This is a genomic window from Streptomyces sp. RB17, assembly GCF_009604455.1.
Classification (GTDB): domain Bacteria; phylum Actinomycetota; class Actinomycetes; order Streptomycetales; family Streptomycetaceae; genus Streptomyces.
In genome coordinates, this window is record NZ_WEGL01000003.1 from 92,895 (window position 1) to 115,220 (window position 22,326).

Annotated in this window: 23 protein-coding genes and 1 riboswitch; of the genes, 11 read left to right on the forward strand and 12 right to left on the reverse strand. The window is 71.0% G+C overall.

Features of this window, described 5'->3' with window-relative positions; all coding sequences use genetic code 11:
• Window positions 1-35 precede the first annotated feature (35 nt).
• The 5 genes from SRB17_RS14065 (at window position 36) to SRB17_RS14085 (ending at window position 6,263) form a co-directional block, all read left to right on the forward strand.
• A complete protein-coding gene (locus SRB17_RS14065) occupies window positions 36-299 on the forward strand; it encodes a DUF3311 domain-containing protein (protein WP_153538539.1) in 264 nt (87 codons plus the stop codon).
• Window positions 296-1,924: a monocarboxylate uptake permease MctP gene (mctP, locus tag SRB17_RS14070; RefSeq protein WP_323375486.1), complete on the forward strand. Its 1,629-nt coding sequence runs from the start codon at window positions 296-298 to the stop codon at window positions 1,922-1,924. The genes SRB17_RS14065 and mctP overlap by 4 nt, the downstream gene beginning before the upstream one ends.
• Before the next feature lie 75 nt (window positions 1,925-1,999).
• Window positions 2,000-2,506: a GNAT family N-acetyltransferase gene (locus tag SRB17_RS14075; RefSeq protein ID WP_153538541.1), complete on the forward strand. Its 507-nt coding sequence runs from the start codon at window positions 2,000-2,002 to the stop codon at window positions 2,504-2,506.
• A 39-nt stretch (window positions 2,507-2,545) separates the two neighbouring features.
• A riboswitch (cobalamin riboswitch) is annotated at window positions 2,546-2,684 on the forward strand.
• Window positions 2,685-2,808: 124 nt separating this feature from the next.
• Window positions 2,809-5,199, forward strand: a complete 2,391-nt coding sequence (locus tag SRB17_RS14080; RefSeq protein WP_323375487.1) for a ribonucleoside-diphosphate reductase subunit alpha — start codon at window positions 2,809-2,811, stop codon at window positions 5,197-5,199.
• Between the two features lie 56 nt (window positions 5,200-5,255).
• The gene (locus SRB17_RS14085) at window positions 5,256-6,263 is read left to right on the forward strand and encodes a ribonucleotide-diphosphate reductase subunit beta (protein WP_153538543.1); all 1,008 of its coding nucleotides are present in this window, start codon (window positions 5,256-5,258) and stop codon (window positions 6,261-6,263) included.
• Window positions 6,264-6,271: 8 nt separating this feature from the next.
• On the opposite strand, the gene SRB17_RS14090 is transcribed toward SRB17_RS14085, so the two are convergent.
• The gene (locus SRB17_RS14090) at window positions 6,272-6,493 is read right to left on the reverse strand and encodes a hypothetical protein (RefSeq protein WP_228396068.1); all 222 of its coding nucleotides are present in this window, start codon (window positions 6,491-6,493) and stop codon (window positions 6,272-6,274) included.
• Between the two features lie 93 nt (window positions 6,494-6,586).
• Here SRB17_RS14090 and SRB17_RS14095 point away from each other — a divergent pair, with 93 nt between their 5' ends.
• The gene (locus tag SRB17_RS14095) at window positions 6,587-7,549 is read left to right on the forward strand and encodes a GlxA family transcriptional regulator (protein WP_153538545.1); all 963 of its coding nucleotides are present in this window, start codon (window positions 6,587-6,589) and stop codon (window positions 7,547-7,549) included.
• A gap of 36 nt (window positions 7,550-7,585) precedes the next feature.
• On the opposite strand, the gene SRB17_RS14100 is transcribed toward SRB17_RS14095, so the two are convergent.
• The 10 genes from SRB17_RS14100 to SRB17_RS14145 form a co-directional block, all read right to left on the reverse strand.
• A complete protein-coding gene (locus SRB17_RS14100; protein WP_153538547.1) occupies window positions 7,586-8,965 on the reverse strand; it encodes a cytochrome P450 in 1,380 nt (459 codons plus the stop codon).
• Complete coding sequence (cyc1, locus tag SRB17_RS14105; protein ID WP_323375489.1) at window positions 8,962-10,047, reverse strand: epi-isozizaene synthase; 1,086 nt, start codon at window positions 10,045-10,047, stop codon at window positions 8,962-8,964. The genes SRB17_RS14100 and cyc1 overlap by 4 nt, the downstream gene beginning before the upstream one ends.
• A 291-nt stretch (window positions 10,048-10,338) precedes the next feature.
• Window positions 10,339-10,989: a peptide deformylase gene (def, locus tag SRB17_RS14110; protein ID WP_153538549.1), complete on the reverse strand. Its 651-nt coding sequence runs from the start codon at window positions 10,987-10,989 to the stop codon at window positions 10,339-10,341.
• 148 nt (window positions 10,990-11,137) lie between these two features.
• Window positions 11,138-12,118, reverse strand: a complete 981-nt coding sequence (locus SRB17_RS14115) for a tetratricopeptide repeat protein (RefSeq protein ID WP_323375490.1) — start codon at window positions 12,116-12,118, stop codon at window positions 11,138-11,140.
• Window positions 12,119-12,218: 100 nt separating this feature from the next.
• Complete coding sequence (locus tag SRB17_RS14120) at window positions 12,219-13,511, reverse strand: metal-dependent phosphohydrolase (protein ID WP_323375492.1); 1,293 nt, start codon at window positions 13,509-13,511, stop codon at window positions 12,219-12,221.
• Window positions 13,508-14,821: an HD-GYP domain-containing protein gene (locus tag SRB17_RS14125; protein ID WP_153538553.1), complete on the reverse strand. Its 1,314-nt coding sequence runs from the start codon at window positions 14,819-14,821 to the stop codon at window positions 13,508-13,510. Before SRB17_RS14125 ends, SRB17_RS14120 begins: the two co-directional genes overlap by 4 nt.
• Before the next feature lie 111 nt (window positions 14,822-14,932).
• A complete protein-coding gene (rsrA, locus tag SRB17_RS14130; RefSeq protein WP_153538555.1) occupies window positions 14,933-15,235 on the reverse strand; it encodes a mycothiol system anti-sigma-R factor in 303 nt (100 codons plus the stop codon).
• The gene (gene sigR, locus SRB17_RS14135; RefSeq protein ID WP_323375494.1) at window positions 15,232-15,927 is read right to left on the reverse strand and encodes an RNA polymerase sigma factor SigR; all 696 of its coding nucleotides are present in this window, start codon (window positions 15,925-15,927) and stop codon (window positions 15,232-15,234) included. The genes rsrA and sigR overlap by 4 nt, the downstream gene beginning before the upstream one ends.
• Before the next feature lie 256 nt (window positions 15,928-16,183).
• The gene (locus SRB17_RS14140; protein WP_323375495.1) at window positions 16,184-16,810 is read right to left on the reverse strand and encodes an alpha/beta family hydrolase; all 627 of its coding nucleotides are present in this window, start codon (window positions 16,808-16,810) and stop codon (window positions 16,184-16,186) included.
• Window position 16,811: 1 nt separating this feature from the next.
• Window positions 16,812-17,627 carry an SOS response-associated peptidase gene (locus SRB17_RS14145; protein WP_153538561.1) on the reverse strand — a complete coding sequence of 272 codons (816 nt, stop codon included), beginning with the start codon at window positions 17,625-17,627 and terminating at the stop codon, window positions 16,812-16,814.
• A 49-nt stretch (window positions 17,628-17,676) separates the two neighbouring features.
• Between SRB17_RS14145 and SRB17_RS14150 the strand changes: the two genes are divergently transcribed.
• The 5 genes from SRB17_RS14150 (at window position 17,677) to SRB17_RS46295 (ending at window position 21,626) form a co-directional block, all read left to right on the forward strand.
• Entirely contained in the window at window positions 17,677-18,399 is a 723-nt protein-coding gene (locus SRB17_RS14150) for a M50 family metallopeptidase (RefSeq protein WP_153538563.1), read from the forward strand.
• A 110-nt stretch (window positions 18,400-18,509) separates the two neighbouring features.
• Window positions 18,510-19,850: a 3-phosphoshikimate 1-carboxyvinyltransferase gene (gene aroA / locus SRB17_RS14155; RefSeq protein WP_153538565.1), complete on the forward strand. Its 1,341-nt coding sequence runs from the start codon at window positions 18,510-18,512 to the stop codon at window positions 19,848-19,850.
• An 11-nt stretch (window positions 19,851-19,861) separates the two neighbouring features.
• Window positions 19,862-20,872: a ribosome small subunit-dependent GTPase A gene (gene rsgA, locus SRB17_RS14160; RefSeq protein ID WP_153538567.1), complete on the forward strand. Its 1,011-nt coding sequence runs from the start codon at window positions 19,862-19,864 to the stop codon at window positions 20,870-20,872.
• 87 nt (window positions 20,873-20,959) lie between these two features.
• Complete coding sequence (locus SRB17_RS14165; protein ID WP_153538569.1) at window positions 20,960-21,283, forward strand: DMT family transporter; 324 nt, start codon at window positions 20,960-20,962, stop codon at window positions 21,281-21,283.
• Between the two features lie 157 nt (window positions 21,284-21,440).
• Window positions 21,441-21,626: a hypothetical protein gene (locus SRB17_RS46295; protein WP_228396070.1), complete on the forward strand. Its 186-nt coding sequence runs from the start codon at window positions 21,441-21,443 to the stop codon at window positions 21,624-21,626.
• A 10-nt stretch (window positions 21,627-21,636) separates the two neighbouring features.
• Here the strand turns inward: SRB17_RS46295 and SRB17_RS14175 are convergent, their stop codons facing one another.
• Complete coding sequence (locus SRB17_RS14175) at window positions 21,637-22,245, reverse strand: TetR/AcrR family transcriptional regulator (RefSeq protein ID WP_194294006.1); 609 nt, start codon at window positions 22,243-22,245, stop codon at window positions 21,637-21,639.
• Between the last annotated feature and the right edge of the window lie 81 nt (window positions 22,246-22,326).

Here is a 22,326-nt window from a genome sequence, read left to right on the forward strand (position 1 = left end):
TACACAGGTCATCAGCGAGGGGACGGAGCCGTGACATGTCCGAAACGCCTGAAGTGAGACCACCGGTGGTGACACCGGTCCGCGTGATCATCGGTCTGTGTCTCGTCGCACCCTTCGTGGCGATGCTCTGGGTCGGCTCCTACGCGAAGACGGACCCCGCCTTCGTCGGGATCCCGTTCTTCTACTGGTACCAGATGCTGTGGGTGCTGATCTCCACCGCGCTCACGATGACCGCGTACAAGCTGTGGCAGCGCGACCAGCGCGGCCGCGCCGCGCAGCAGGGCGGTGAGGCCAAGTGAAGAACGGCGTCAACGGCGTCGCGCTCGGCGTCTTCATCTTCTTCTTCCTGGCCGTCACGGTCCTGGGCTTCCTCGCCGCCCGCTGGCGCAGGGCCGAGAACGAGCACTCCCTGGACGAATGGGGCCTGGGCGGACGGTCGTTCGGCACCTGGATCACCTGGTTCCTGCTCGGCGGCGACCTGTACACGGCGTACACCTTCGTCGCCGTACCGGCGGCGATCTACGCGGCGGGCGCGTCCGGCTTCTTCGCGGTGCCGTACACGATCCTGGTCTACCCGCTGATCTTCACCTTCCTGCCGCGCCTGTGGTCGGTCTCGCACCGCCATGGGTACGTCACCACCTCCGACTTCGTGCGGGGCCGCTTCGGCTCCAAGGGACTGTCGCTGGCGGTGGCGCTGACCGGCATCCTGGCGACGATGCCGTACATCGCGCTCCAGCTCGTCGGCATCCAGGCGGTGCTGGACGTGATGGGCGTCGGCGGGGACAGCAGCAGCAACTGGTTCGTGCGGGACCTGCCCCTGCTGATCGCCTTCGGCGTGCTGGCGGCGTACACCTACTCCTCGGGCCTGCGCGCCCCCGCCCTGATCGCCTTCGTGAAGGACGCGCTGATCTACATCGTCATCGCGGTGGCGATCATCTACATCCCGATCAAGCTGGGCGGCTTCGACGACATCTTCGCCAAGGCGGGCCACGCGTTCAGCCAGATCAGCCCGGCGACCGGCAAGCCGCGCGGCGCGCTCGCGCCTCCGGAGGCCGGTCAGTGGACCTACGCCACCCTGGCCCTGGGCTCCGCACTCGCGCTCTTCATGTACCCGCACTCGATCACCGCGACCCTGTCCTCCAAGAGCCGTGACGTGATCCGCCGCAACACCACGATCCTGCCGCTGTACTCCCTGATGCTCGGCCTGCTGGCCCTGCTGGGCTTCATGGCGATCGCGGCCGGGGTCAAGGTCACCAACGGCCAGCTGGCCATCCCGCAGCTGTTCGAGGACATGTTCCCGGACTGGTTCGCGGGCGTGGCGTTCGCGGCGATCGGCATCGGCGCGCTGGTCCCGGCGGCGATCATGTCCATCGCGGCGGCGAACCTCTTCACCCGCAACATCTACCGGGACTTCATCAAGCCGGACGCGACGCCGAAGCAGGAGGCCCAGGTCTCCAAGTTCGTGTCGCTGCTGGTGAAGGTCGGCGCGCTGGTCTTCGTCCTCACCATGGACAAGACCGTCGCGATCAACTTCCAGCTGCTGGGCGGCATCTGGATCCTGCAGACCTTCCCGGCCCTGGTCGGCGGCCTGTTCACCCGCTGGTTCCACCGCTGGGCGCTGCTCGCCGGCTGGGCGGTCGGCATGGTGTACGGCACGGTCGCCGCGTACGGCGTCGCCTCCCCGACCCAGAAGCACTTCGGCGGCTCGGCGAAGGACATCCCCGGCATAGGCGAGATCGGCTACATCGGTCTCACGGCCTTCGTCCTCAACGTCGTGGTCACCGTGGTCCTCACCTTCGTCCTCAAGGCCCTGAAGGCCCCCGAGGGCGTCGACGAGACCAGGCCGGAGGACTACACGGCGGACGCGGGAGACCCCGGGGTCCAGGTGGAGCTCCCGCCGGCCACCGCGGGCGCCGGTCACTGAACAGCTGTCGTACGACGGGCCGTCGGAGGGAATTCCGGCGGCCCGTCGTCGTACCCGTCCGGCAGACTCGGTGCCATGGACATCGTGATCCGGCACGCCACCCCCGACGAGTACGGCCCCCTCGGCGAGATCACCGCCCAGGCCTACCTCCAGGACGGCCTCCTCGACTTCGGGGAGAGCGACGCCTACCTCGACGAGCTGCGCAACGTCGGCAAGAGAGCGGCCGCGGCCGACGTACTCGTGGCCGCACGGAACGACACCCTCCTCGGCGGAGTCACCTTCGTACCGTCCCCCGGCCCCATGGCCGACATCGCCCGCCCCGAAGAGGCCGAGATCCGCATGCTGGCCGTCGCCCGGGCCGGCCGTGGCCAGGGCGCGGGCGAGGCCCTCGTCCGGGCCTGCGTCGACCGCGCACGGGCCATCGAGGGCTGCCGAGCCGTCGTCCTGTCCACCCAGCGCACCATGCACGCCGCCCACCGCATCTACGAACGGCTGGGTTTCGTCCGCACGCCCGAGCGGGACTGGAATCCGCTGCCCGAGCTGGACGACATCACTCTGCTCACCTACCAGTTGACGCTCTGACACCGTCACGACACAACATCTGGGGGTGACACGACAGCCCGGCACTAGATGTATGCTCATGCTCGCTGTCGCCGCAGGGGAATCCGGTGCGAATCCGGAACTGTCCCGCAACGGTGTACTTGTGCGTGTCTGCGCTCAGGAGTCAGTCCGAGGACCTGTCGGCAGCGCACCCGGCCGTCCGGTCCGGGTGACCTTCAGACGTCCGGGCCTCGTGGAGTGGGCCGGTGGACGCGACGCCGTGTGCGCTCGTGGCTGCCCCTGCCCTCCGCAAGGCCCCCGTGCCGAGCGAGGGAGAGCCCCACGTGACCATCGCGCCAGCAGATCCGGCTTCAGTCAGCGGCACTTCGGCCACAGATCCGCAGACCGACGGTCCCGGTACCGCGCTGCTGCGGACCCTGACCGAGCTGACCGCCGACCTCCCCGACGCCGACCCCGGCCGGGTCGCCGCCGCCGCGCTGCGCGGCCGGTCTGCGCGCGCCGACGAGGCGGAGTTGCGCGAGCTGGCCACGGAGGCCGCCGCCGGGCTCATCTCCGAGGACCCCGCCTACTCCCGGCTGGCCGCCCGGCTGCTGACGCTCTCCATCCGCGCCGAGGCCGCCTCGCAGGGCGTGACGTCCTTCACCGGGTCCGTGGCCGTGGGGCACCGCGAGGGGCTCATCGCCGACCGCACCGCCGACTTCGTCCGGCTGCACGCCGAGCGGCTCGACGCGCTGATCGACCGCCGGGCCGACGACCGCTTCGGCTACTTCGGGCTGCGGACTCTGCACAGCCGCTATCTCCTCCGGCACCCGATCACCCGCAAGGTCATCGAGACGCCCCAGCACTTCATGCTGCGGGTCGCGAGCGGCCTGGCCGAGGACGACACGACCCGTTCCGTGGACGAAGTGGCCTCGCTCTACGGGCTCATGAGCCGCCTCGACTACCTCCCCTCCTCCCCCACGCTCTTCAACTCCGGCACCCGGCACCCCCAGATGTCGTCCTGCTACCTCCTCGACTCCCCGAAGGACGAGCTCGACTCCATCTACGAGCGCTACCACCAGGTGGCCCGGCTCTCCAAGCACGCCGGCGGCATCGGTCTGTCGTACTCCCGCATCCGCAGCCGCGGTTCGCTGATCCGGGGCACCAACGGGCACTCCAACGGCATCGTGCCGTTCCTGAAGACCCTGGACGCCTCGGTGGCGGCCGTGAACCAGGGCGGCCGGCGCAAGGGTGCCGCGGCCGTCTACCTGGAGACCTGGCACTCCGACATCGAGGAGTTCCTGGAGCTGCGGGACAACACCGGTGAGGACGCCCGCCGTACGCACAACCTGAACCTCGCGCACTGGGTCCCGGACGAGTTCATGCGCCGGGTCGACGCCGACGGGCAGTGGTCGCTGTTCTCCCCGGCGGACGTGCCGGACCTGGTGGACCTGTGGGGCGAGGAGTTCGACGCCGCCTACCGCAAGGCCGAGCAGGCGGGCCTGGCGAAGAAGACCATGCCGGCCCGTGAGCTGTACGGCCGGATGATGCGCACCCTCGCGCAGACCGGCAACGGCTGGATGACCTTCAAGGACGCGGCCAACCGCACCGCCAACCAGACGGCCCTGCCGGGGCACGTCGTCCACTCCTCCAACCTCTGCACGGAGATCCTGGAGGTCACGGACGACGGGGAGACGGCGGTGTGCAACCTGGGGTCCGTCAATCTGGGTGCCTTTGTCGACACGACGACCGCTGACCTCGACTGGCGGCGGCTGGACGAGACCGTCCGCACCGCCGTCACCTTCCTGGACCGCGTGGTCGACATCAACTTCTACCCCACCGAGCAGGCGGGGCGGTCGAACGCCAAGTGGCGTCCCGTCGGCCTCGGCGCGATGGGTCTGCAGGACGTCTTCTTCAAGCTGCGCCTGCCCTTCGACTCGCCGGAGGCCAAGGCCCTGTCCACCCGGATCGCCGAGCGGATCATGCTCGCCGCGTACGAGGCCTCCGCCGACCTCGCCGAGCGCAGCGGCCCGCTGCCGGCCTGGGAGAAGACCCGTACGGCCCAGGGCGTGCTGCACCCCGACCACTACGGCGTCGAGCTGACCTGGCCGGAGCGCTGGGCCGCCCTGCGCAGCCGTGTCGCCGAGGTCGGCATGCGCAACTCCCTGCTGCTCGCCATCGCGCCCACCGCCACCATCGCCTCCATCGCGGGTGTGTACGAGTGCATCGAGCCGCAGGTGTCGAACCTGTTCAAGCGCGAGACGCTGTCCGGTGAGTTCCTCCAGGTCAACTCCTATCTGGTGCAGGACCTGAAGGACCTCGGCGTGTGGGACGCCCGCACCCGCGAGGCGCTGCGCGACGCGAACGGCTCGGTGCAGGACTTCGTCTGGATCCCCGAGGACGTACGACGGCTGTACCGCACGGCGTGGGAGATCCCGCAGCGCGGACTGATCGACATGGCGGCGGCCCGTACCCCGTTCCTGGACCAGGCCCAGTCCCTGAACCTCTTCCTGGAGACGCCGACCATCGGCAAGCTCTCCTCGATGTACGCGTACGCCTGGAAGTCCGGGCTGAAGACGACGTACTACCTGCGCTCCCGCCCGGCGACCCGCATCGCCCGCGCGGCCCAGGGCCAGGAGCGGACCACGGCCCCCATCCCGGTCCAGCAGGCCGCCGACCCCGACGCCGTCGCCTGCTCCCTCGAGAACCCCGAGTCCTGCGAGGCCTGCCAGTAATTCCCGCCCGCCACCCGACCACCACCCCTGGAGGACGGCGCTTCGCGCCGACTGTCATGACTGACCAGAACCTGCTCGACCCCGGCTTCGAGCTGACTCTGCGCCCCATGCGCTACCCCGACTTCTACGAGCGCTACCGGGACGCCATCAAGAACACCTGGCATGTGGAGGAGGTCGACCTCCACTCGGACGTCGCCGACCTCGCGAAGCTGACGCCGGAGGAACAGCACCTCATCGGCCGCCTGGTCGCCTTCTTCGCGACCGGTGACTCGATCGTCGCCAACAACCTGGTGCTGACGCTGTACAAGCACATCAACTCCCCCGAGGCGCGGCTCTACCTGAGCCGTCAGCTCTTCGAGGAGGCCGTGCACGTCCAGTTCTATCTGACGCTGCTGGACACCTACCTGCCCGACCCGGACGACCGGGCGGCGGCCTTCGCGGCCGTCGAGAACATCCCGTCCATCCGCGAGAAGGCGCAGTTCTGCTTCAAGTGGATCAACGAGGTGGAGAAGCTGGAGCGGCTGGAGACGAAGGCCGACCGCCGCCGCTTCCTGCTCAACCTGATCTGCTTCGCCGCGTGCATCGAGGGCCTGTTCTTCTACGGCGCCTTCGCGTACGTCTACTGGTTCCGCAGCCGGGGCCTCCTGCACGGCCTGGCGACCGGCACCAACTGGGTGTTCCGCGACGAGACGATGCACATGTCCTTCGCCTTCGACGTGGTCGACACCGTCCGCAAGGAGGAGCCGGACCTCTTCGACGACGAGCTGGGGCGGGAGGTCACCGACATGCTGAGGGAGGCCGTCGAGGCCGAGCTGCAGTTCGCGCGCGACCTGTGCGGCGACGGCCTGCCGGGCATGAACACCGAGTCGATGCGGCAGTACCTGGAGTGCGTCGCCGACCAGCGCCTCACCCGCCTCGGCTTCGCCCCGGTGTACGGCTCGGAGAACCCGTTCTCCTTCATGGAGCTGCAGGGCGTCCAGGAACTGACGAACTTCTTCGAGCGCCGCCCGTCGGCGTACCAGGTCGCGGTCGAGGGCACCGTCGACCTGGACGAAGACTTCTGACCGGCCGTTCAGACGGGGCGGGCCGCGCCATGGTGCCCGCGGGGCCGGCTCGGCCGCCTCGTCTCCTTCGTCTCCTTCGTCTGCGTCACCTCCTCGCGCTGCGCCCTGCTGATCTGGCGGTCGATGATCTTGTCGTGGACGATGCCGATCACCGCCGGGAGGACCAGGAGGCCCAGGATCCCGATCACGGCGATCATTCCGAGCAGTCCTTCTGTCTGCGTCACGTTCATGGACACCACTCTCGCGCCGGATGCTCCTTACCGGGAGTGGCAGGACTGCCATACACCCTCGATTTACTGCCACCGGCGAGGCACACTGGCAGCATGCTGCAGAACGTGGCCGCCGTACTGCTCGACGGCGTGAACCCCTTCGAGATGGCCGTCGTCTGCGAGGTCTTCGGCATCGACCGCAGTGACGAGGGTCTGCCGGTGTACGACTTCGCGGTCGCCTCGGCCGAGGGCCCTGTGCTGCGCTCCAACGCGGGGTTCACCCTGCAGGTCGAGCACGGCCTGGAGCGCCTGGAAGCGGCCGATCTGATCGCCGTACCGGCCGGGGCCTGCTACGACTCGCGTGCGTTCCCGCCCGAGCTGCTGGATGCCCTGCGGCGCGGGGTGGACCGCGGCGCCCGGGTGCTCAGCGTCTGCTCGGGCGTCTTCGTGCTCGCCGCCGCCGGGCTGCTGGACGGCCGGCGCTGCGCCGTGCACTGGCACCATGCCGAGGAGCTGGCCCGCCAGTACCCGCGGCTGAGCGTGGAGCCGGACGTGCTGTACGTCGACGAGGATCCCGTGATCACCTCGGCCGGCACCGCCGCCGGGATCGACGCCTGTCTGCACATCGTGCGCAAGGAGCAGGGTCCCGAGGTCGCCAACAAGATCGCCCGCCGGATGGTCGTACCGCCGCACCGGGACGGCGGGCAGGCTCAGTACATCGAGCGGCCGCTGCCGAAGGGCCCGTGCGACACCGTCGGCGAGGTGCTGGTCTGGATGGAGGAGCACCTCGACCAGGAGGTGACCGTCGAGCAGCTCGCCGCCCGTGCCCACATGGCGCCGCGCACCTTCGCCCGCCGCTTCCAGCAGGAGACCGGGACCACTCCCTACCGGTGGATACTGCGGCAACGGGTGCTGCGCGCACAGGAGTTGCTGGAGGGGACCGACGAGACCATGGACGCGATCGCCTGGCGCACCGGGTTCGGTACGGCGGCGGCGCTGCGGCACCAGTTCGTCCGGGCGCTCGGCACCACCCCGAACGCCTACCGGCGCGCGTTCCGGGGCCCTGAGGCCGCCTGAGCGCGCGCCGGTACCAGCTCTCCTGCCCGGACACCGCTACCAGGGCAGCGGCCTCAGCCGCAGGTCGTGCGGGCGGAGCGTGATGCCCACACGGGTGGTGTCGTTCGACCCCGCGACCCGCTCGAAGCGGTACTTCGCCGAGATCGCCGCCGTGATCAGGCTCAGCTGGGTCATGGAGAAGTGGTCGCTGGGGCACTTGCGGTTGCCGACGCTGAAGGGGCTCATCGCGTACTTGGGCACCTGCTTGGCCCGTTCCGGCAGCCACCGGTCGGGATCGAAGTCGAGGTGGCGGTCGTAGGAGCGGGCGTCGCGCTGGATCGCGTACGGGCTGTAGACGATGTCCGCCCCGGCCGGAATGCGATAGTCACCGAGCGCCGTGTCGGTCACCGCGCGCCGCGTCAATATCCATACGGCCGGCCGGAGCCGCATGGCCTCGACGACGACATTGTTGGTGTGCGTGAGTGAGCGGACGTGTTCGAATCCGACCGGTCGGCCGCCGGTCACGGATTCGACCTCGGTCCGTACCTTCTCGGCGTGTTCCGGGTGTTCCGCGAGGACCTGCAGCAGCCACATGATCGTGGATGCCACTGTTTCGCTGCCGGGGGTGAGTATCGCGACGACCTGGTCGTGGATCTCCTGTTCCCCGATGGGGTCGCCATTGTCGTCCTTTGCTTCTAGCAATGCCGTCAGCAAATCGTCCGGCTTTTGACCAGATGCCCTCCGCTCGGCGACGATCTCATCGACCAGCAGATGCAAATCGGCCAGCGCCCGGTTGAATTCGCGGTTGGCCGGGAACGGCAGCCGGTACAGCGGTCCGAGCGGGACGACCATCCGCCGGTACATGCCGCGGAAGACGGTGGCGAGGTCGACGCTGAGCCGCTCGGCGCGCTCGTCCATGTACTCGCCGCGCAGCAGGCAGCGGGCGGCGATGCGGACGGCCACCCGGAAGGACTCCGAGGTGCAGTCGACGGTCTCGCCGGGCCGCCAGCGCTCGGTCAGCGCGTGCGCCTCCTCCTCCATGATCGGCCCGTAGTCCGGGATCGCGTCGAGCCGGAACGCGGGCTGGATGGTGCGCCGCTGACGCCGGTGCCGAGGGCCGTTGGCGGTGGCCACTCCCTCCTTGCCGAGCAGCCCTTCGAGGGACTCCCACAGGGGTCCGTCGATCTTGAAGTCGGGGTTGAGCGCGAGGGCGCCGGTGAGTTCCGGGGTGGTGACGGCGTACACCGTCTTGGGGCCCAGCTTGAGGCGTACGACGTCTCCGTGGTCGCGGAGCCGGGACATGAACGCGAGTGGGTCGCGGACCAGCTTCAGGCCGTGCCCGAGGCCCGGCACCGCGCCGCCGGCCAGCGGCGGTTCACGCAGTTCGGTGGTCCCCATGGCCTCGGGGGTCACGGGCTTCACAGACTCGACGGTCATTTCTCACCTGCCGCTTCGTTCGTGACGTACGGGGGCGTGGACCGGTCGTCCCAGGTGTCGACCATGTACCGGCCGGACTCGTGGTGGAACCAGTAGACGGAGCTGAACCAGTTCCGCATATTGCCGACGCAGGCGCGTACCGCCGCGCTCAGTTCCTTTCCGCGGACGGTGCCGTCGTCGAGGCCGTCGGCGAACCGCAGTGCGTCCTTTTCGACCTGGAGGAATTCGCTGATGCATTCCTCGACGCGCCGCCTGACTTCGTCCACCGATTCCTCGAGTGTCAGCCCTTCATGGGTGATGAGACTGATGCCGAGATTGTGGACCTCGTCGCCCGCTATTTCCTTCGGCAGCGAGCACAGGTCGTTGTACCAGGCGGCGAATTCCTGACTGAGCAGCGCGGCCCGGCGATAGGCCGGGTTTTCCCTTACCGCGTCCGGGAGTTCGAACCCGGCGCTCGGCTCCAGCAGGTCCGTCCATATCCAGTGCGCGAAGGTGTGCCGGCGCAGGGCGAGGTATTCCTCGACGCCGGGTATGTATCCCTCGGTACGGTTGCGGAACTCGCGGTCGTAGGCCTCGATCACCGCGTGGAAGTGCCGGGCGAACCGCTGGTTCCAGGTGCCCGGCAGGAAGCCGTACAGCCGCAGGACGCTGTCCGCGAACCCGGCGACCAGCGGGTCCGGGTGGTGCAGATGGTGCCGGGGTGCGTCGAGGGCCGAGTGAAGGCGGTGCCGGAGGCGCCGCCAGTCGTCGGCCCGGCCGTGGACGACGTACCGGTCGTGGCGGTCGTCCCAGACGAAGAACCATGCGCTGTAGTCGGCGATGGCCTGCAGGACCTCGTCGGGGGCACCGAGGTAGTAGCCCGCCATGAGGTCGGTGTAGCACAGTCCGTCGGCATATTCCCGCACCTTGTCCGCCGGCATGAGCCGCTTTTCCAGGAGCCACAGCCGCGTCTTCTCCTGGAGTCGCGGCCAATACGGGTGCAGTTGCCGAGGAAAGGCGGACTCGATCACCGGGAGTGCCAGTGAGGGTGGTACTACGACCGCCGTCGGCGTCGCTGTGGTGCCGTGTCGGAAAGCATGCACGTACAAACCCCTCTCCGCCGCCAGGAGCGCACACCCCTCCCGTCGTGCCAGGCGTGCGCCGTTGCGTATCCCCGCACTTACATTCAGCACCACAACTGACCGTCATGGGAACGGATTTGCTTCACTCACTACCCCAAGGTGCCGAGAATCCCCCCTCGTGTGACCGATTAAGGATCACCAGGAGCACAGAAGGGATCGGTTGTACGACGCACGGACGAGCGAGACCGGCCCGTGCGAAGGGCGCCCGACCGGGAGTGATCCCGGCCGGGCGCCCCAAGCCCCCGGTGCCGACTAGTCGTTGGCGACCACCGGATAACGTGGCTGGTTCTCGGCCATCTGTCGCAGCGCGTCCTTGCGGTCCCGCTTGGACAGCCGGTCGATGTACAGGTAGCCGTAGAGATGGTCGGTCTCGTGCTGCAAACACCGTGCGAAGTAGCCGGTGCCACGGACCTTGATCGGGTTGCCCTGCTCGTCCTGGCCGGTCACCTCGGCGTAGTCGGGACGGGCGAGCGGCGCGTACGCCGTCGGCACGGACAGGCAGCCCTCGTTGCTGTCGTCCAGCCGGCGCCGGTCGGCCGGCAGCTCCACCAGCTTCGGGTTGCACACCACGCCGGTGTGCCGCACGCCCTCGTCGTCCGGGCAGTCGTAGACGAAGACCTTCAGGTCGACACCGATCTGGTTGGCGGCCAGGCCCACGCCCTCGGCGGTGCGCTGGCTGGCGAACATGTCGGCGACGAGCTGCTGCAGCTCCTCGCCGAACTCGGTGACGTCCTTGCACTCCTTGTGCAGCACCGGGTTGCCGACGACCGTGATCGGCCGCGAGGTGCCGCGCTCGCGCCAGGCGGTCTCGCGCTCCTCGCAGCCCTCCGTGTCGACGACGTACCCCTCGTCGTCGACGGGGAGCACGCCCGCGTGCTGCTGATCGGTGTCCTGCTGCGCCATGACCGACGTACGCCTTCCTGCAAAACTGGGAGTGAATGCTGATACAGGGTACGTGGACGGGCCCTGAAGCGGCGCGGGACTGCGCCGATATGCGGCTCCGCCGCGTGGGCGCGACCAGCCACGACGGACCCGCAGCCGGCCGCCGGCCTCAGCACACCTCTTCGAGGTCCCGCCAGTCCCGCGAGTCCGGGCTGTCAGCAACCCATCCGTCCAGCAGCCCCCGCACCAGCGAAGCCGGCGCGGCCACCCCGCACTCGCGCTCGGGCACCCACAGCTGCCCGTCCGTCCGATGGCCCAAGGGCCCGGGATGCCCCGGCTCACTGTGGTCGTGCGGGTCCAGATGCAGCCCTTCACCCTCGTCGGAGGGCATGCGCGACTCGGAACACATCCGGCACAGCAGCCTGACCGACGACGACCAGTCCTCCGCGGCGAACCCCGCGTCCGCGGCGAGCTGCTCCAGCGCGTCCCGGTCCGCCTCCGTGGCCGCCTCCAGCAGAACCACCCAGGTCGGAACGGGTGAGGGCGCCCACAGCTCGATCTCGTCGAAGACCGGGTAGGCGTGCCCGGTGGAGGTCGTGCGCTCGCCGTGCGGGACACCGTCGTGCAGCACGACCTCGCCCCAGCGTCGACCGGACGAGGGAAGCGGGATGGACAGCACCTCGATCCGCGCCGGATCCAGCCTGCGGCCCCACACGACCTCGGCCTCGCCCTCCGGGGAGAGCCGCACGGCCGCGCTGCCCAGCTCCATGCCGACCGGTTCCCCGGCCACGGCGGCGCCGCCGGGCACCTTCAGCCCGTACGCCTGCCAGGCGCGGCGGGCCAGCGACCAGTCCTGCAGGGCGGTGGCGGCGATCCCGACGTTCCACCAGTCGGGCGCCCCGGCCTCCCGGTCCAGCAGCGCGACCGCCCGCAGACCGGCCGCGCGGGCCTGCTCCCAGTCGTGCCGGAACTTGTGCAGCAGGGCGAGGTTGAACCAGGACTCCGCGAGCCAGGGCTCCAGATCGGCGGCCCGTGTCAGCAGCTCGCCCGCGTCCTCGTACCGGCCGTCGCCGATCAGCGTGAACGCGCGGTCCGTGGCCTGCCGCCAGGAGGCGGAGGGCCGGTGCCGTCCCTTGCCGAAGATCCTCACGATTCCCGCCTGCCAGTTCCAGTTCCGCTCAGTGGGCTGGCTTGTGCCCCCGGACACCCTCTCCCTCGCATCCAACCACGTACGGCGGGAAAGGCGCTCATTACCCATGGGTTACCCAGCCGCGAGGGGGGTCAGACAGTGCCGTACGTCTCCCGTCGCCCACCACCGCCGCGCTCTCCCGCCAGGTCCGTGGCCGGGCCAGCACCCGGGCGAGGGACTCCACCACCTCCGGAGCGTAGTCGCCGGCGGTGCCGAGGCGCAGTTCCTCCAGCGCCCGCAGGGGCCCCTCGGGGCCCGCGTCGCGGCTCTTCTCCTCGTAGGCGTTCACGGCCCGGATGATCCGGGCGGCGAGCGGCTGTTCGCGGTAGGGGTCCGCCTGCCGTTCCACCATCACGGCGACGGCCGCGGACACGCCCGTCTGCCGTACGACGGCCCCGCCGAGCAGCGCGATCCGCCGCTGTTCCGCGGCGGGCAGTCCGGCGGTGGCGCCCGCCGGGACCGGGTCGACCAGGCTGAGCTGGCCGATGTCGTGCATGAGCGCCGCGTACTCCAGGACGGTCAGTTCACCCCCGCTCAGGCCGAGGTCCCGGCCGACGGCGAGGCCGAGCGCGGCCACGCGGCGGGCGTGCCCGGTGGGGGTGCAGCCGGCTATCTCGGTGGCCCGGGCGAGGGAGGCGATGGTCTGCCGGTAGGTGGCGCGGACGGCCGCGTACCGGCGCAGGGACAACTGGGTGAGCAGCAGGGGCAGGCAGAACACGGGCAGCGCCCACAGCCCGGCGACGGCGACCCCGAGCGCGATCACCGCGCCGGTCGCGCAGACGGCGGAGCCGATGCCGAGCAGCCCGCGCAGTTCCTCGCGCAGCAGCGGACCGAACGGCCAGCGGGTGCGGGAGTGGGCGAGGGCGGCGGCCAGGACGGCGTCGCACAGGGCGGTGAGGCAGAGCAGGGCGACGAGGAGGAGGGCGTAGGCGGGGCCGCTCCAGGAGATGAACACGCCCTTGTTGTAGAGCGGTTGGAAGCAGACGGCGGCGAAGCCGACGGTGAGCACGCGGCGGGCCAGATGGTCGAGGGTGGGGGTGTGTCCGTGCCAGATGTGCGGGACGGTGCCGAGCAGGGCGGCCGCGAGGGCGACGGTGACGACCTGCGCCGCGTCGTGCTGCCCGTGCCGTCCGGCCTCGGTTCCGAGCAGGGCGTACGACAGCGAGCCGGCGGTGGCGAGGGGGGCGGCCTGCCGTACCTCGGCGTCGCTCCACCGGGTCAGCTCGCCGACGGCTATGAGCACCCCGAAGGCGAGCGCGACACCCCGTTCGTCGAGCCCGGTCCACAGGGTGACGGCGAGAGAGCCGGCCGCGGTGAGCGCGGCGGCGCCGTGGACGATGCGCAGGGCCGTCACCGGGGTGCCCCGATGACCGGCGCCCGGCCCTGGCCCTCGTACCGCGTCCCGGCGTCCTCGGCGGTGACCGTCGGGTGCCAGCCGTAGCGGCCCAGCGCGCGGACGAGCGCGCCGACCATGCGCGGGTCGAACTGCGTGCCCGCGCAGCGCCGCAGCTCGGCGACGGCCGCCTCGACGGGCCGGGCCCGGCGGTAGGAGCGGGTGGAGGTCATCGCGTCGAAGGCGTCGGCGACGGCGACGACCCGGGCGCACTCGGGGATCCGGTCGCCGACGAGGCCGTACGGGTAACCGCTGCCGTCGAGGCGTTCGTGGTGGTGCAGGATCGCGGCGCGGGCCTCGCCGAGGAAGGAGATCCCGCGGACCATCTCATGGCCGTACTCGGGATGCAGTTCGATGACCCGGCGTTCCTCGGGGGTCAGCGGGCCGTCCTTGCGCAGCAGCCTCGTCGGGACGCCGAGCTTGCCGACGTCGTGCAGGATGCCGGCGAAGCGCAGCACCTCGACGCGGTCGTCGTCCATGCCGAGTTCACGGGCGATCAGCACGGAGGCATGGCCGACGCGTTCGCTGTGGCCGCGGGTGTAGCCGTCCTTGATGTCGACGGCCTGGACGAGGGCGCGGATGGTGGCCTGGTGGGCGGCGCGTTCCCGGTGGTACTGGGCGAAGATCCACCAGGACACGCACATCGGCAGCAGCACGAGCAGCGCGGCGACCGGGCCGTACGGGCTGCGCCACAGCACGGCCGTCATCAGCCCGGCGAGTCCGTGCACCGCGACCGGCGCGAGAGAGCGGGACAGCAGCCCGCGCCAGGCCCGGCGCAGCGGGATGCCCAGGGCGGCCGCGCGGATGCCGCCGTCGAGGACGGTGAGGACGAGGCAGAAGGCGAGGACGGCCGCGCCGGCGGGCAGCAGCGCGTACGGGAAGTCGGAGGCGACGACGGCGTCCCGGCCGCCGAGCGCCCAGTGCACCCGGGCGGCGCCCCACACGGCGAGCGCGGGCCGCGCGCCCCGCCAGACGCGCCGCAGCGGCGCGGGCCGGTGCCCGTCCTGCCCGGCGGGCGAGAGCAGGGCCGCGGGCAGCGGGACCAGCGCGGCGGCCGGCGGCGGCAGCAGGAACGCCCCGGCGAGCAGGACGGGGTAGAACGTGCCGCCGAAGCGGCGGCGTACGACGTGCTCGCAGGCGGCGTAGAGCGCGGCGAGCAGGCCGAGCGCCCACCAGGGGGTGCGTATCGTCGTCAGCGGCAGGAGGCAGAGCAGCGCCAGCAGGGCGACAGCGGCCACATAGCCGCGTGCCCTCGCGGGTACCGCCTCCATCGCGCCCCTCCCCGACCGTGCCTGTCCGGGCTGGGAGCCTAGGCCGGGGATCGGGGGGTGCGGGGTCTACGACCTGAGGATTAGCACGTTCGGGTGATGCACCCCCGGTGCTCAGCTCTCCTGCGGCGTCGCCGTCACGTCGTGCTCGGGCACGGTCTGGCCGGAGCGGATCAGGTCCAGCCGGCCCATCACCTTGGCCCGCAGGTCGGCGGGCACGTCGTCATGCCCGCAGCACCGCTTGACCAGCTTCTTCACGGCCTGCTCCAGGCCGTACTTCTCCAGGCACGGCGAGCATTCCTCGAAGTGGTGCCGGAACTTGTCGCGATCGACGTCCGGCATCTCGCTGTCGAGGAACTCGTACAGGTGGTCGAGGACCTCACTGCAGTCCGTCTCGTGCGGCTCTCCGCAGCTCATGAGCCCGAGCCTTTCGCTTCGTTCGACTCTCCGGCGCCCGCCGGGACCAGCCCGCGCTCGCGCGCGTAGTCCTCCAGCATGCCGCGCAGTTGACGGCGGCCCCGGTGCAGCCGGGACATCACCGTACCGATGGGTGTCCCCATGATGTCCGCGATCTCCTTGTACGCAAAGCCCTCTACGTCCGCGAGATAGACGGCGATGCGGAACTCCTCGGGGATCGCCTGCAGCGCTTCCTTCACGTCCGAGTCGGGCAGGTGGTCGAGCGCCTGCGACTCGGCGGAGCGCAGACCCGTCGACATGTGCGACTCGGCGCGGGCGAGCTGCCAGTCCTCGATCTCCTCCGCGGCGGAGCGCTGCGGCTCGCGCTGCTTCTTGCGGTAGGAGTTGATGAAGGTGTTGGTGAGGATCCGGTACAGCCACGCCTTGAGGTTGGTGCCCTCGCGGAACTGGTGGAAGGACGCGTACGCCTTCGCGTAGGTCTCCTGCACCAGGTCCTCGGCGTCGGCGGGGTTGCGCGTCATGCGCAGCGCGGCCGAGTACATCTGGTCGAGGAACTCGAGCGCGTCCCGCTCGAAGCGCGCAGTGCGCTCGGCGGTGGACTCGGAGTTCGCCTCCGCGCTCACGCCCTGGCCCTCGGGCTGCTCCGCCTGGCCGTTGTCGGTCCCTGCGTCGGTACCGGTGACCGGACCCACCTCCTCAAGATCCCGGGCAGGACCGAAACCGGTCCCACTCGATTCGGAGGATAGAACACGACCCGTGCCTGCCGCCCCTCGAATCGGAGCGGCCTTGGCCGAGTGCAGCACCGTCCAGTCCAGGTCAGCGCTGCGCTTACGGCTCGGGCAGATGGTCGAACCCATGCGGCGGACTTCCTCTCCCACGACGTCGGTGCCGAGGCCTCAGCACTTCTGTCCGCCTCAACAGGGGCCCGCCCCACAACATTCCCGGAGGTCACCCGAGTGGCGCGCACCACTCCACGACACCCTCGGTGATGATCTCCAGGGCCCGCTCCTGGGTGATCTCCGCTCGCTTGGGGACCGCGAAGCCGTGATCGCCGTACGGCACCTCGACCAGTGCGTACGAGCCCTCGGGGAACTCCTCCGGCTTCCCGAAGGTGTCGTTGCCGCCCTGGACGACCAGAGCCGGCGCGGCCACGCCCAGCAGTTCCTCGGCCCGGGACTTCTCCGGCTCGCCCGGCGGGTGCAGCGGGAAGCTCAGCGCGAGTACGGCGTGCGCGCCCAGCTCGGCCGCCGTACGGCAGGCGACCCGCGCGCCGGCGCTGCGCCCGCCGGAGATCACCGGCAGCCCCATCCCGGACAGCGCGGGCCAGATGCCGCGCCAGCCGGTGTCCAGGGTCTTCGGGGCGGGGGCGACCTTCTTGCCCGCGACACGCCAGGGCTGCTCCACGAGGGCGACGGTCACGCCGTGCCCGGGGAGCACCCGGGCGAGCGCCTGGAGGTCCCGTGCCTCGATGCCACCGCCCGCGCCATGGCTCACGGCCAGGACCAGGCGCGCCTTCTTCGCCTTGTGCCAGGTGATGCGTGCGGTCCCGGCGTCGGTCTCGACAATCTCGATCACGTCAGAAGAGTGTCCCTTCTTCCGGTGCCTCAAGCTCCTTCAGCAGTTCCGGGCCGTTGTTGCGGACGTTGCTGACGGCCGTGGAGACCGGGTAGGCGCGCATCAGGCCGGGCGGGGGCGGGGCCAGCAGGTCGCGCAGGCCGTCGGGGTCGGTGCGCGCCGGGTCGAGCCAGGCGTCCCAGCGGTCCGGGGTGAGCATCAGCGGCATCCGGGGGTGGATGTCGACCAGGGCGTGCGGGCCCTCGGCGGGGGCGACGGCCAGCGGCGTCCGCTCGGCCTCCGTGGTGATCACCGAGCAGGTGACCCACCAGGCCTGGGGGTGGTCGTCCGGAAGCGTCCGGTCGCGCCAGAACTCGTACAGCCCGGCCATCGCGAACACCGAGCCGTCGGCCGGCAGCACGAAGTACGGCTGCTTGCGCGGCCGCTTCTTCTTCCCCTCGGCCTCCAGCTCGCGCTCCTGCGTGCCGGTGACCCACTCGTAGTAGCCGTCGGCCGGGACGATGCAGCGCCGGGCGGCGAAGGCACGGCGGTAGGCGGGCTTCTCGTGCACGGTCTCGGCCCGCGCGTTGATCATCCGGGCGCCGCCCTCGGGCGTCTTGGCCCAGGACGGCACCAGTCCCCACTTCAGCTTGCGCAGCTGGCGAACCGGATGCGGGGAGTCCGCGTCTTTCAGGGGACGGTCGAGGACGGCGTAGACCTCCTTGGTCGGAGCCACGTTGTAGTCCGGTTCCAGGGTCTCCTCGGGCTCCCACTTGTCGATCTCAAAGATTCCTGCGAGATCCTCGGGCCTACGACTCGATGCATACCGTCCGCACATACGTGCCACACTGCCAGACTCCGTACGAGAACAGGGGCCCCTCAGACATATGGACAGCCTCGCCGCCCTCGCGCTGCCCGACCTCTGGGACCGGCTCACCGGTACCCAGCCCGATCCCGACCTGTGGGTGGTGCTCGCCACCTCGGTGGCCGCCCTCGCCGTGGTCGTCCCGCACACCGTGTGGCGGATGTCCCGCAACGCGATCACCATCGCGCACGAGGGCGGCCACGGGCTGATCGCGCTGCTCACCGGCCGCCGGCTCACCGGTATCCGGCTGCACTCCGACACCAGCGGCCTCACGGTCAGCCGGGGCAAGCCGCACGGTCTCGGCATGATCCTGACGGCGGCCGCGGGGTACACGGCGCCCTCCCTGCTGGGACTGGGCGGGGCCGCGTTGCTGGCCGCGGGCCGGATCACCCTGCTGCTCTGGGCCGCGACGGCCCTGCTGGTGGCGATGCTGGTGATGATCCGCAACGCGTACGGCGTCCTGACCGTGGTGCTGGCGGGGGGCGCCTTCCTGCTGGTGTCGTGGCTCGCGGGGCCCCAGGTGCAGGCCGCGTTCGCGTACGCGGTGGTGTGGTTCCTGCTGTTCGGCGGGGTACGGCCACCGTTCGAGCTGCAGCTGAAGCGGTCGCGGGGAGGCGCCGGGGACTCGGACGCGGACCAGTTGTCGCGGCTCACGCACGTACCGGCGGGGCTGTGGCTGTTCCTGTTCCACGCGGTGTCGCTGTGCTCGCTGATCGGCGGGGGCCGCTGGCTGCTGGAGGTGTGAACACCGGTACGGCGTGTATCCGTACACGACGGCTCCTGCCTGGTTTTCGTCGCGGTTTCGCCGCTTTTGATCGAGATCTCGGGCCGTCTTCAGCCACTAAAGTGGGGCGCATGACCGTTAACCCCGCACACACCGCCCTCTGGCCCGCCCCGCACGCGAGCGGAGCCGTCGACGCGACGGTCCACGTGCCCGGGTCCAAGTCGGTCACCAACCGCGCGCTGGTGCTGGCCGCCCTCGCCTCCGAGCCCGGCTGGCTGCGCCGCCCGCTGCGCTCCCGCGACACCCTGCTGATGGCCGGTGCCCTGCGGGCGATGGGCGTGGAGATCGAGGAGACGGTGTCGTCCAGCTCCTCCGGCGCGGGCGGCCAGGACGGCACCGGCGAGGCCTGGCGGGTGCTGCCGACGGGCCTGCACGGCCCGGCCACGGTCGACGTCGGCAACGCCGGCACGGTGATGCGCTTCCTGCCGCCGGTGGCCGCGCTGGCCGACGGTCCCATCCGGTTCGACGGCGACCCGCGGTCGTACGAGCGTCCCCTGCACGGGGTGATCGACGCGCTGCGCGTGCTCGGCGCCCGGATCGACGACGACGGCCGGGGCGCGCTGCCGCTGACCGTGCACGGCGGCGGCGCCCTGGACGGCGGCCCGGTGTCGATCGACGCGTCCTCCTCGTCGCAGTTCGTCTCGGCCCTGCTCCTGTCCGGCCCGCGCTTCAACCAGGGTGTGGAGGTCCGCCACACCGGCGCGACCCTGCCCTCCATGCCGCACATCCGGATGACCGTCGACATGCTGCGCGCGGTCGGCGCCCAGGTGGACACCCCGGAGTCGGGCGGCGAGCCGAACGTGTGGCGGGTGACGCCGGGCGCGCTGCTGGGCCGGGACCTGACGATCGAGCCGGACCTGTCCAACGCCCAGCCGTTCCTGGCGGCGGCCCTGGTGACGGGCGGCAAGGTGCTGATCCCGGACTGGCCGGAGCGGACCACCCAGCCGGGTGACCGGCTGCGGGAGATCTTCACCGAGATGGGCGGTTCCTGCGAACTCACCGAGTTCGGGCTGGTGTTCACCGGTTCCGGCGCCCTCCACGGCATCGACGTCGACCTGGGCGACGTGGGCGAGCTGACCCCGGGCATCGCGGCGGTCGCCGCACTCGCCGACTCCCCCTCGACCCTGCGGGGCGTGGCCCATCTGCGGCTGCACGAGACGGACCGGCTGGCCGCGCTCACCAAGGAGATCAACGAGCTCGGCGGTGACGTCACCGAGACCGCCGACGGCCTGCACATCCGCCCGCGCCCGCTGCACGGCGGCGTCTTCCACACCTACGACGACCACCGCATGGCCACGGCCGGCGCGGTCATCGGTCTCGCGGTCGACGGCGTGCGGATCGAGAACGTGGCGACGACGGCGAAGACCCTGCCGGACTTCCCCGAGCTGTGGACCGGGATGCTCGGGCAGTAGGGACGTACGCCATGCGCCGCTACGGCAAGCACACCGACGAGGACGACATCCGCACCCGCCCCGGCCGCCGGGGCACCCGGCCGCGTACGAACATCCGGCCCAAGCACGAGGACGCCGCCGAGGGCCTGGTCCTCACCGTCGACCGCGGCCGGCTGACCTGCCTTGTCGACGACCGGACCGTGATGGCGATGAAGGCCCGCGAGCTGGGCCGCAAGGCGGCGGTGGTCGGGGACCGGGTGGCCCTGGTCGGCGACCTGACCGGCAAGAAGGACACGCTCGCCCGCATCGTCCGCATCGAGCAGCGCACGTCGGTGCTGCGGCGCACGGCCGACGACGACGACCCGTTCGAGCGCGTGGTCGTCGCCAACGCCGACCAGCTGGCGATCGTCACCGCCCTCGCCGACCCGGAACCGCGCCCCCGCCTGATCGACCGCTGCCTGGTCGCGGCCTTCGACGGCGGCCTGGAGCCCCTGTTGGTCATGACCAAGTCGGACCTGGCCCCGCCGGACAAGCTGCTGGAGCTGTACGGCGCCCTCGACATCCCGTACGTCGTCACCAGCCGGGAGGAGCTGGAGAACGGCACCGCGGTGGCCCGGGTGCGCGAGCAACTGGACGGCAGGATCACCGCGTTCGTCGGGCATTCGGGCGTGGGCAAGACGACCCTGGTCAACGCGCTGGTGCCGGAGGACCAGCGCCGTACGACGGGTCATGTCAACGCGGTGACGGGCCGTGGCCGGCACACCACCACCTCGGCGCTCGCGCTGCCGCTGTCGGGTGGCGCCGGCTGGGTCGTCGACACCCCGGGCGTGCGCTCCTTCGGGCTGCACCACGTGAACCCGTCCCGCGTGATCCACGCCTTCCCGGACCTCGAATCCGGCACGGAGGGCTGCCCGCGCGCGTGCAGCCACGACGAGCCGGACTGCGCGCTGGACGCGTGGGTCGAGGAGGGCCACGCGGACCCGGCGCGGCTGTACTCGCTCCGCCGCCTGCTGGCCACGCGGGAGCGCAAGGAAGGCGATTGAGCCGCCTGGCGTTGTTTGCCGGGGCCCGGGTTCGGTAAGTGCATAATCGCACCGAGCCGGAGATCCGGATCAACGGGAGGACCGCACATGGCGTGGCTGCTGGTCATCGTGGCCGGGATGCTGGAGACCGGTTTCGCCGTGTGCCTGAAGCTCTCGCACGGGTTCACCCGCCTCTGGCCGACCGTCGCGTTCGCCTCCTTCGCCCTCGGCAGCTTCGGCCTGCTGACCCTGTCCCTGAAGAAGCTCGACGTCGGCCCCGCCTACGCGGTCTGGACCGGCATCGGCGCGGCCGGCACCGCGATCTACGGCATGATCTTCCTCGGCGACCTGGTGTCCACCCTGAAGATCGTCTCGATCAGCCTGGTCATCGTCGGCGTGATCGGGCTGCAGCTGTCGGGGTCGGCGCACTAGGTCCTGTCGTCGAACTCCCGTCGTCCGCCCTCACGGCGGTGGTCCGGGGTGGCGGGCTGGTCGCGGCGCAGCCCGGCGGGACCGGGGACCCGTTCTTCGGGCGGCCCCTGTGGCTGCAGACGCGTTGTGCGAGGGCACCGCGAGTCACACGAGGGCGATGTTCCCGCGGCTGCCCCGGTGGATGAAGGAGTCAGGGCACCGGGCCGAGGTGCCGGCCGGCCTGGAGCGGCTGCGCGCGCCGGCGGAGCGCTCGGCTCCGGCGGACCGGTCCGACGCCGCCCACGAGCACCGCGACCGCTCCCGGCCGTACGGCGCCCGGCACTTCCGGGGCGGACCGTACTGAGCCCCGCGGTTCACACCGTCTGGCGTGGGACGACCGCGCCGATCAGCTCCGCCATGCCGCCCTCTCCCGGTGGTGCCGCGACACAGGACAGGGCCAGGCGTACGGCCAGTTCGCAGGGGCGGGTCAGTTCGGCGGGGTCGGCGGGGACGGCGGTGGGACCGGCCAGGGCGGTGACGGCACGGTCCCGCACGATCCGTACGAAGTCGCGGGGTGTGGGCAGCGGGCCGTCCGCGCGGCGCTGGGCCGGCACCGAGGAGGAGGACGGTACGGCGGCGAGCGGCGGGGTGGGCAGCCGTTCGCTCCAGCAGCCGGTGAGCATGGCCCGTACCAGCGCGTTGTCCCGCGCGGCCGAGCGCGTCCACTCGGCGACGGCGGTCAGCCGTTCCCTCGGCTCGCCCGGCCCGGCGAGCGCACGCTCGACTCCGGCGAGGTAGCCGTCGGCCTCCCGCCGCACCAGCGCCCGCGCCAGACCGTCCTTGCTGCCGAACTCGTTGTACAGGGTCTGCCGGGACACGCCCGCCGCCGCGGCCACGTCGACCATCCGCACCGCAGACCACGGCCGGCGCGCGAGCGCCGTGTAGGCGGCGTCCAGGAGGGACTCCCGGGCAGCAGGCATCATCGCCTCCCTGGGGCGGAGCGGCTCTGCGCCCAGATTTGACGCGCTTGTATGCACTGTCAAGGGTTCGCGGCGGTTCGGGGT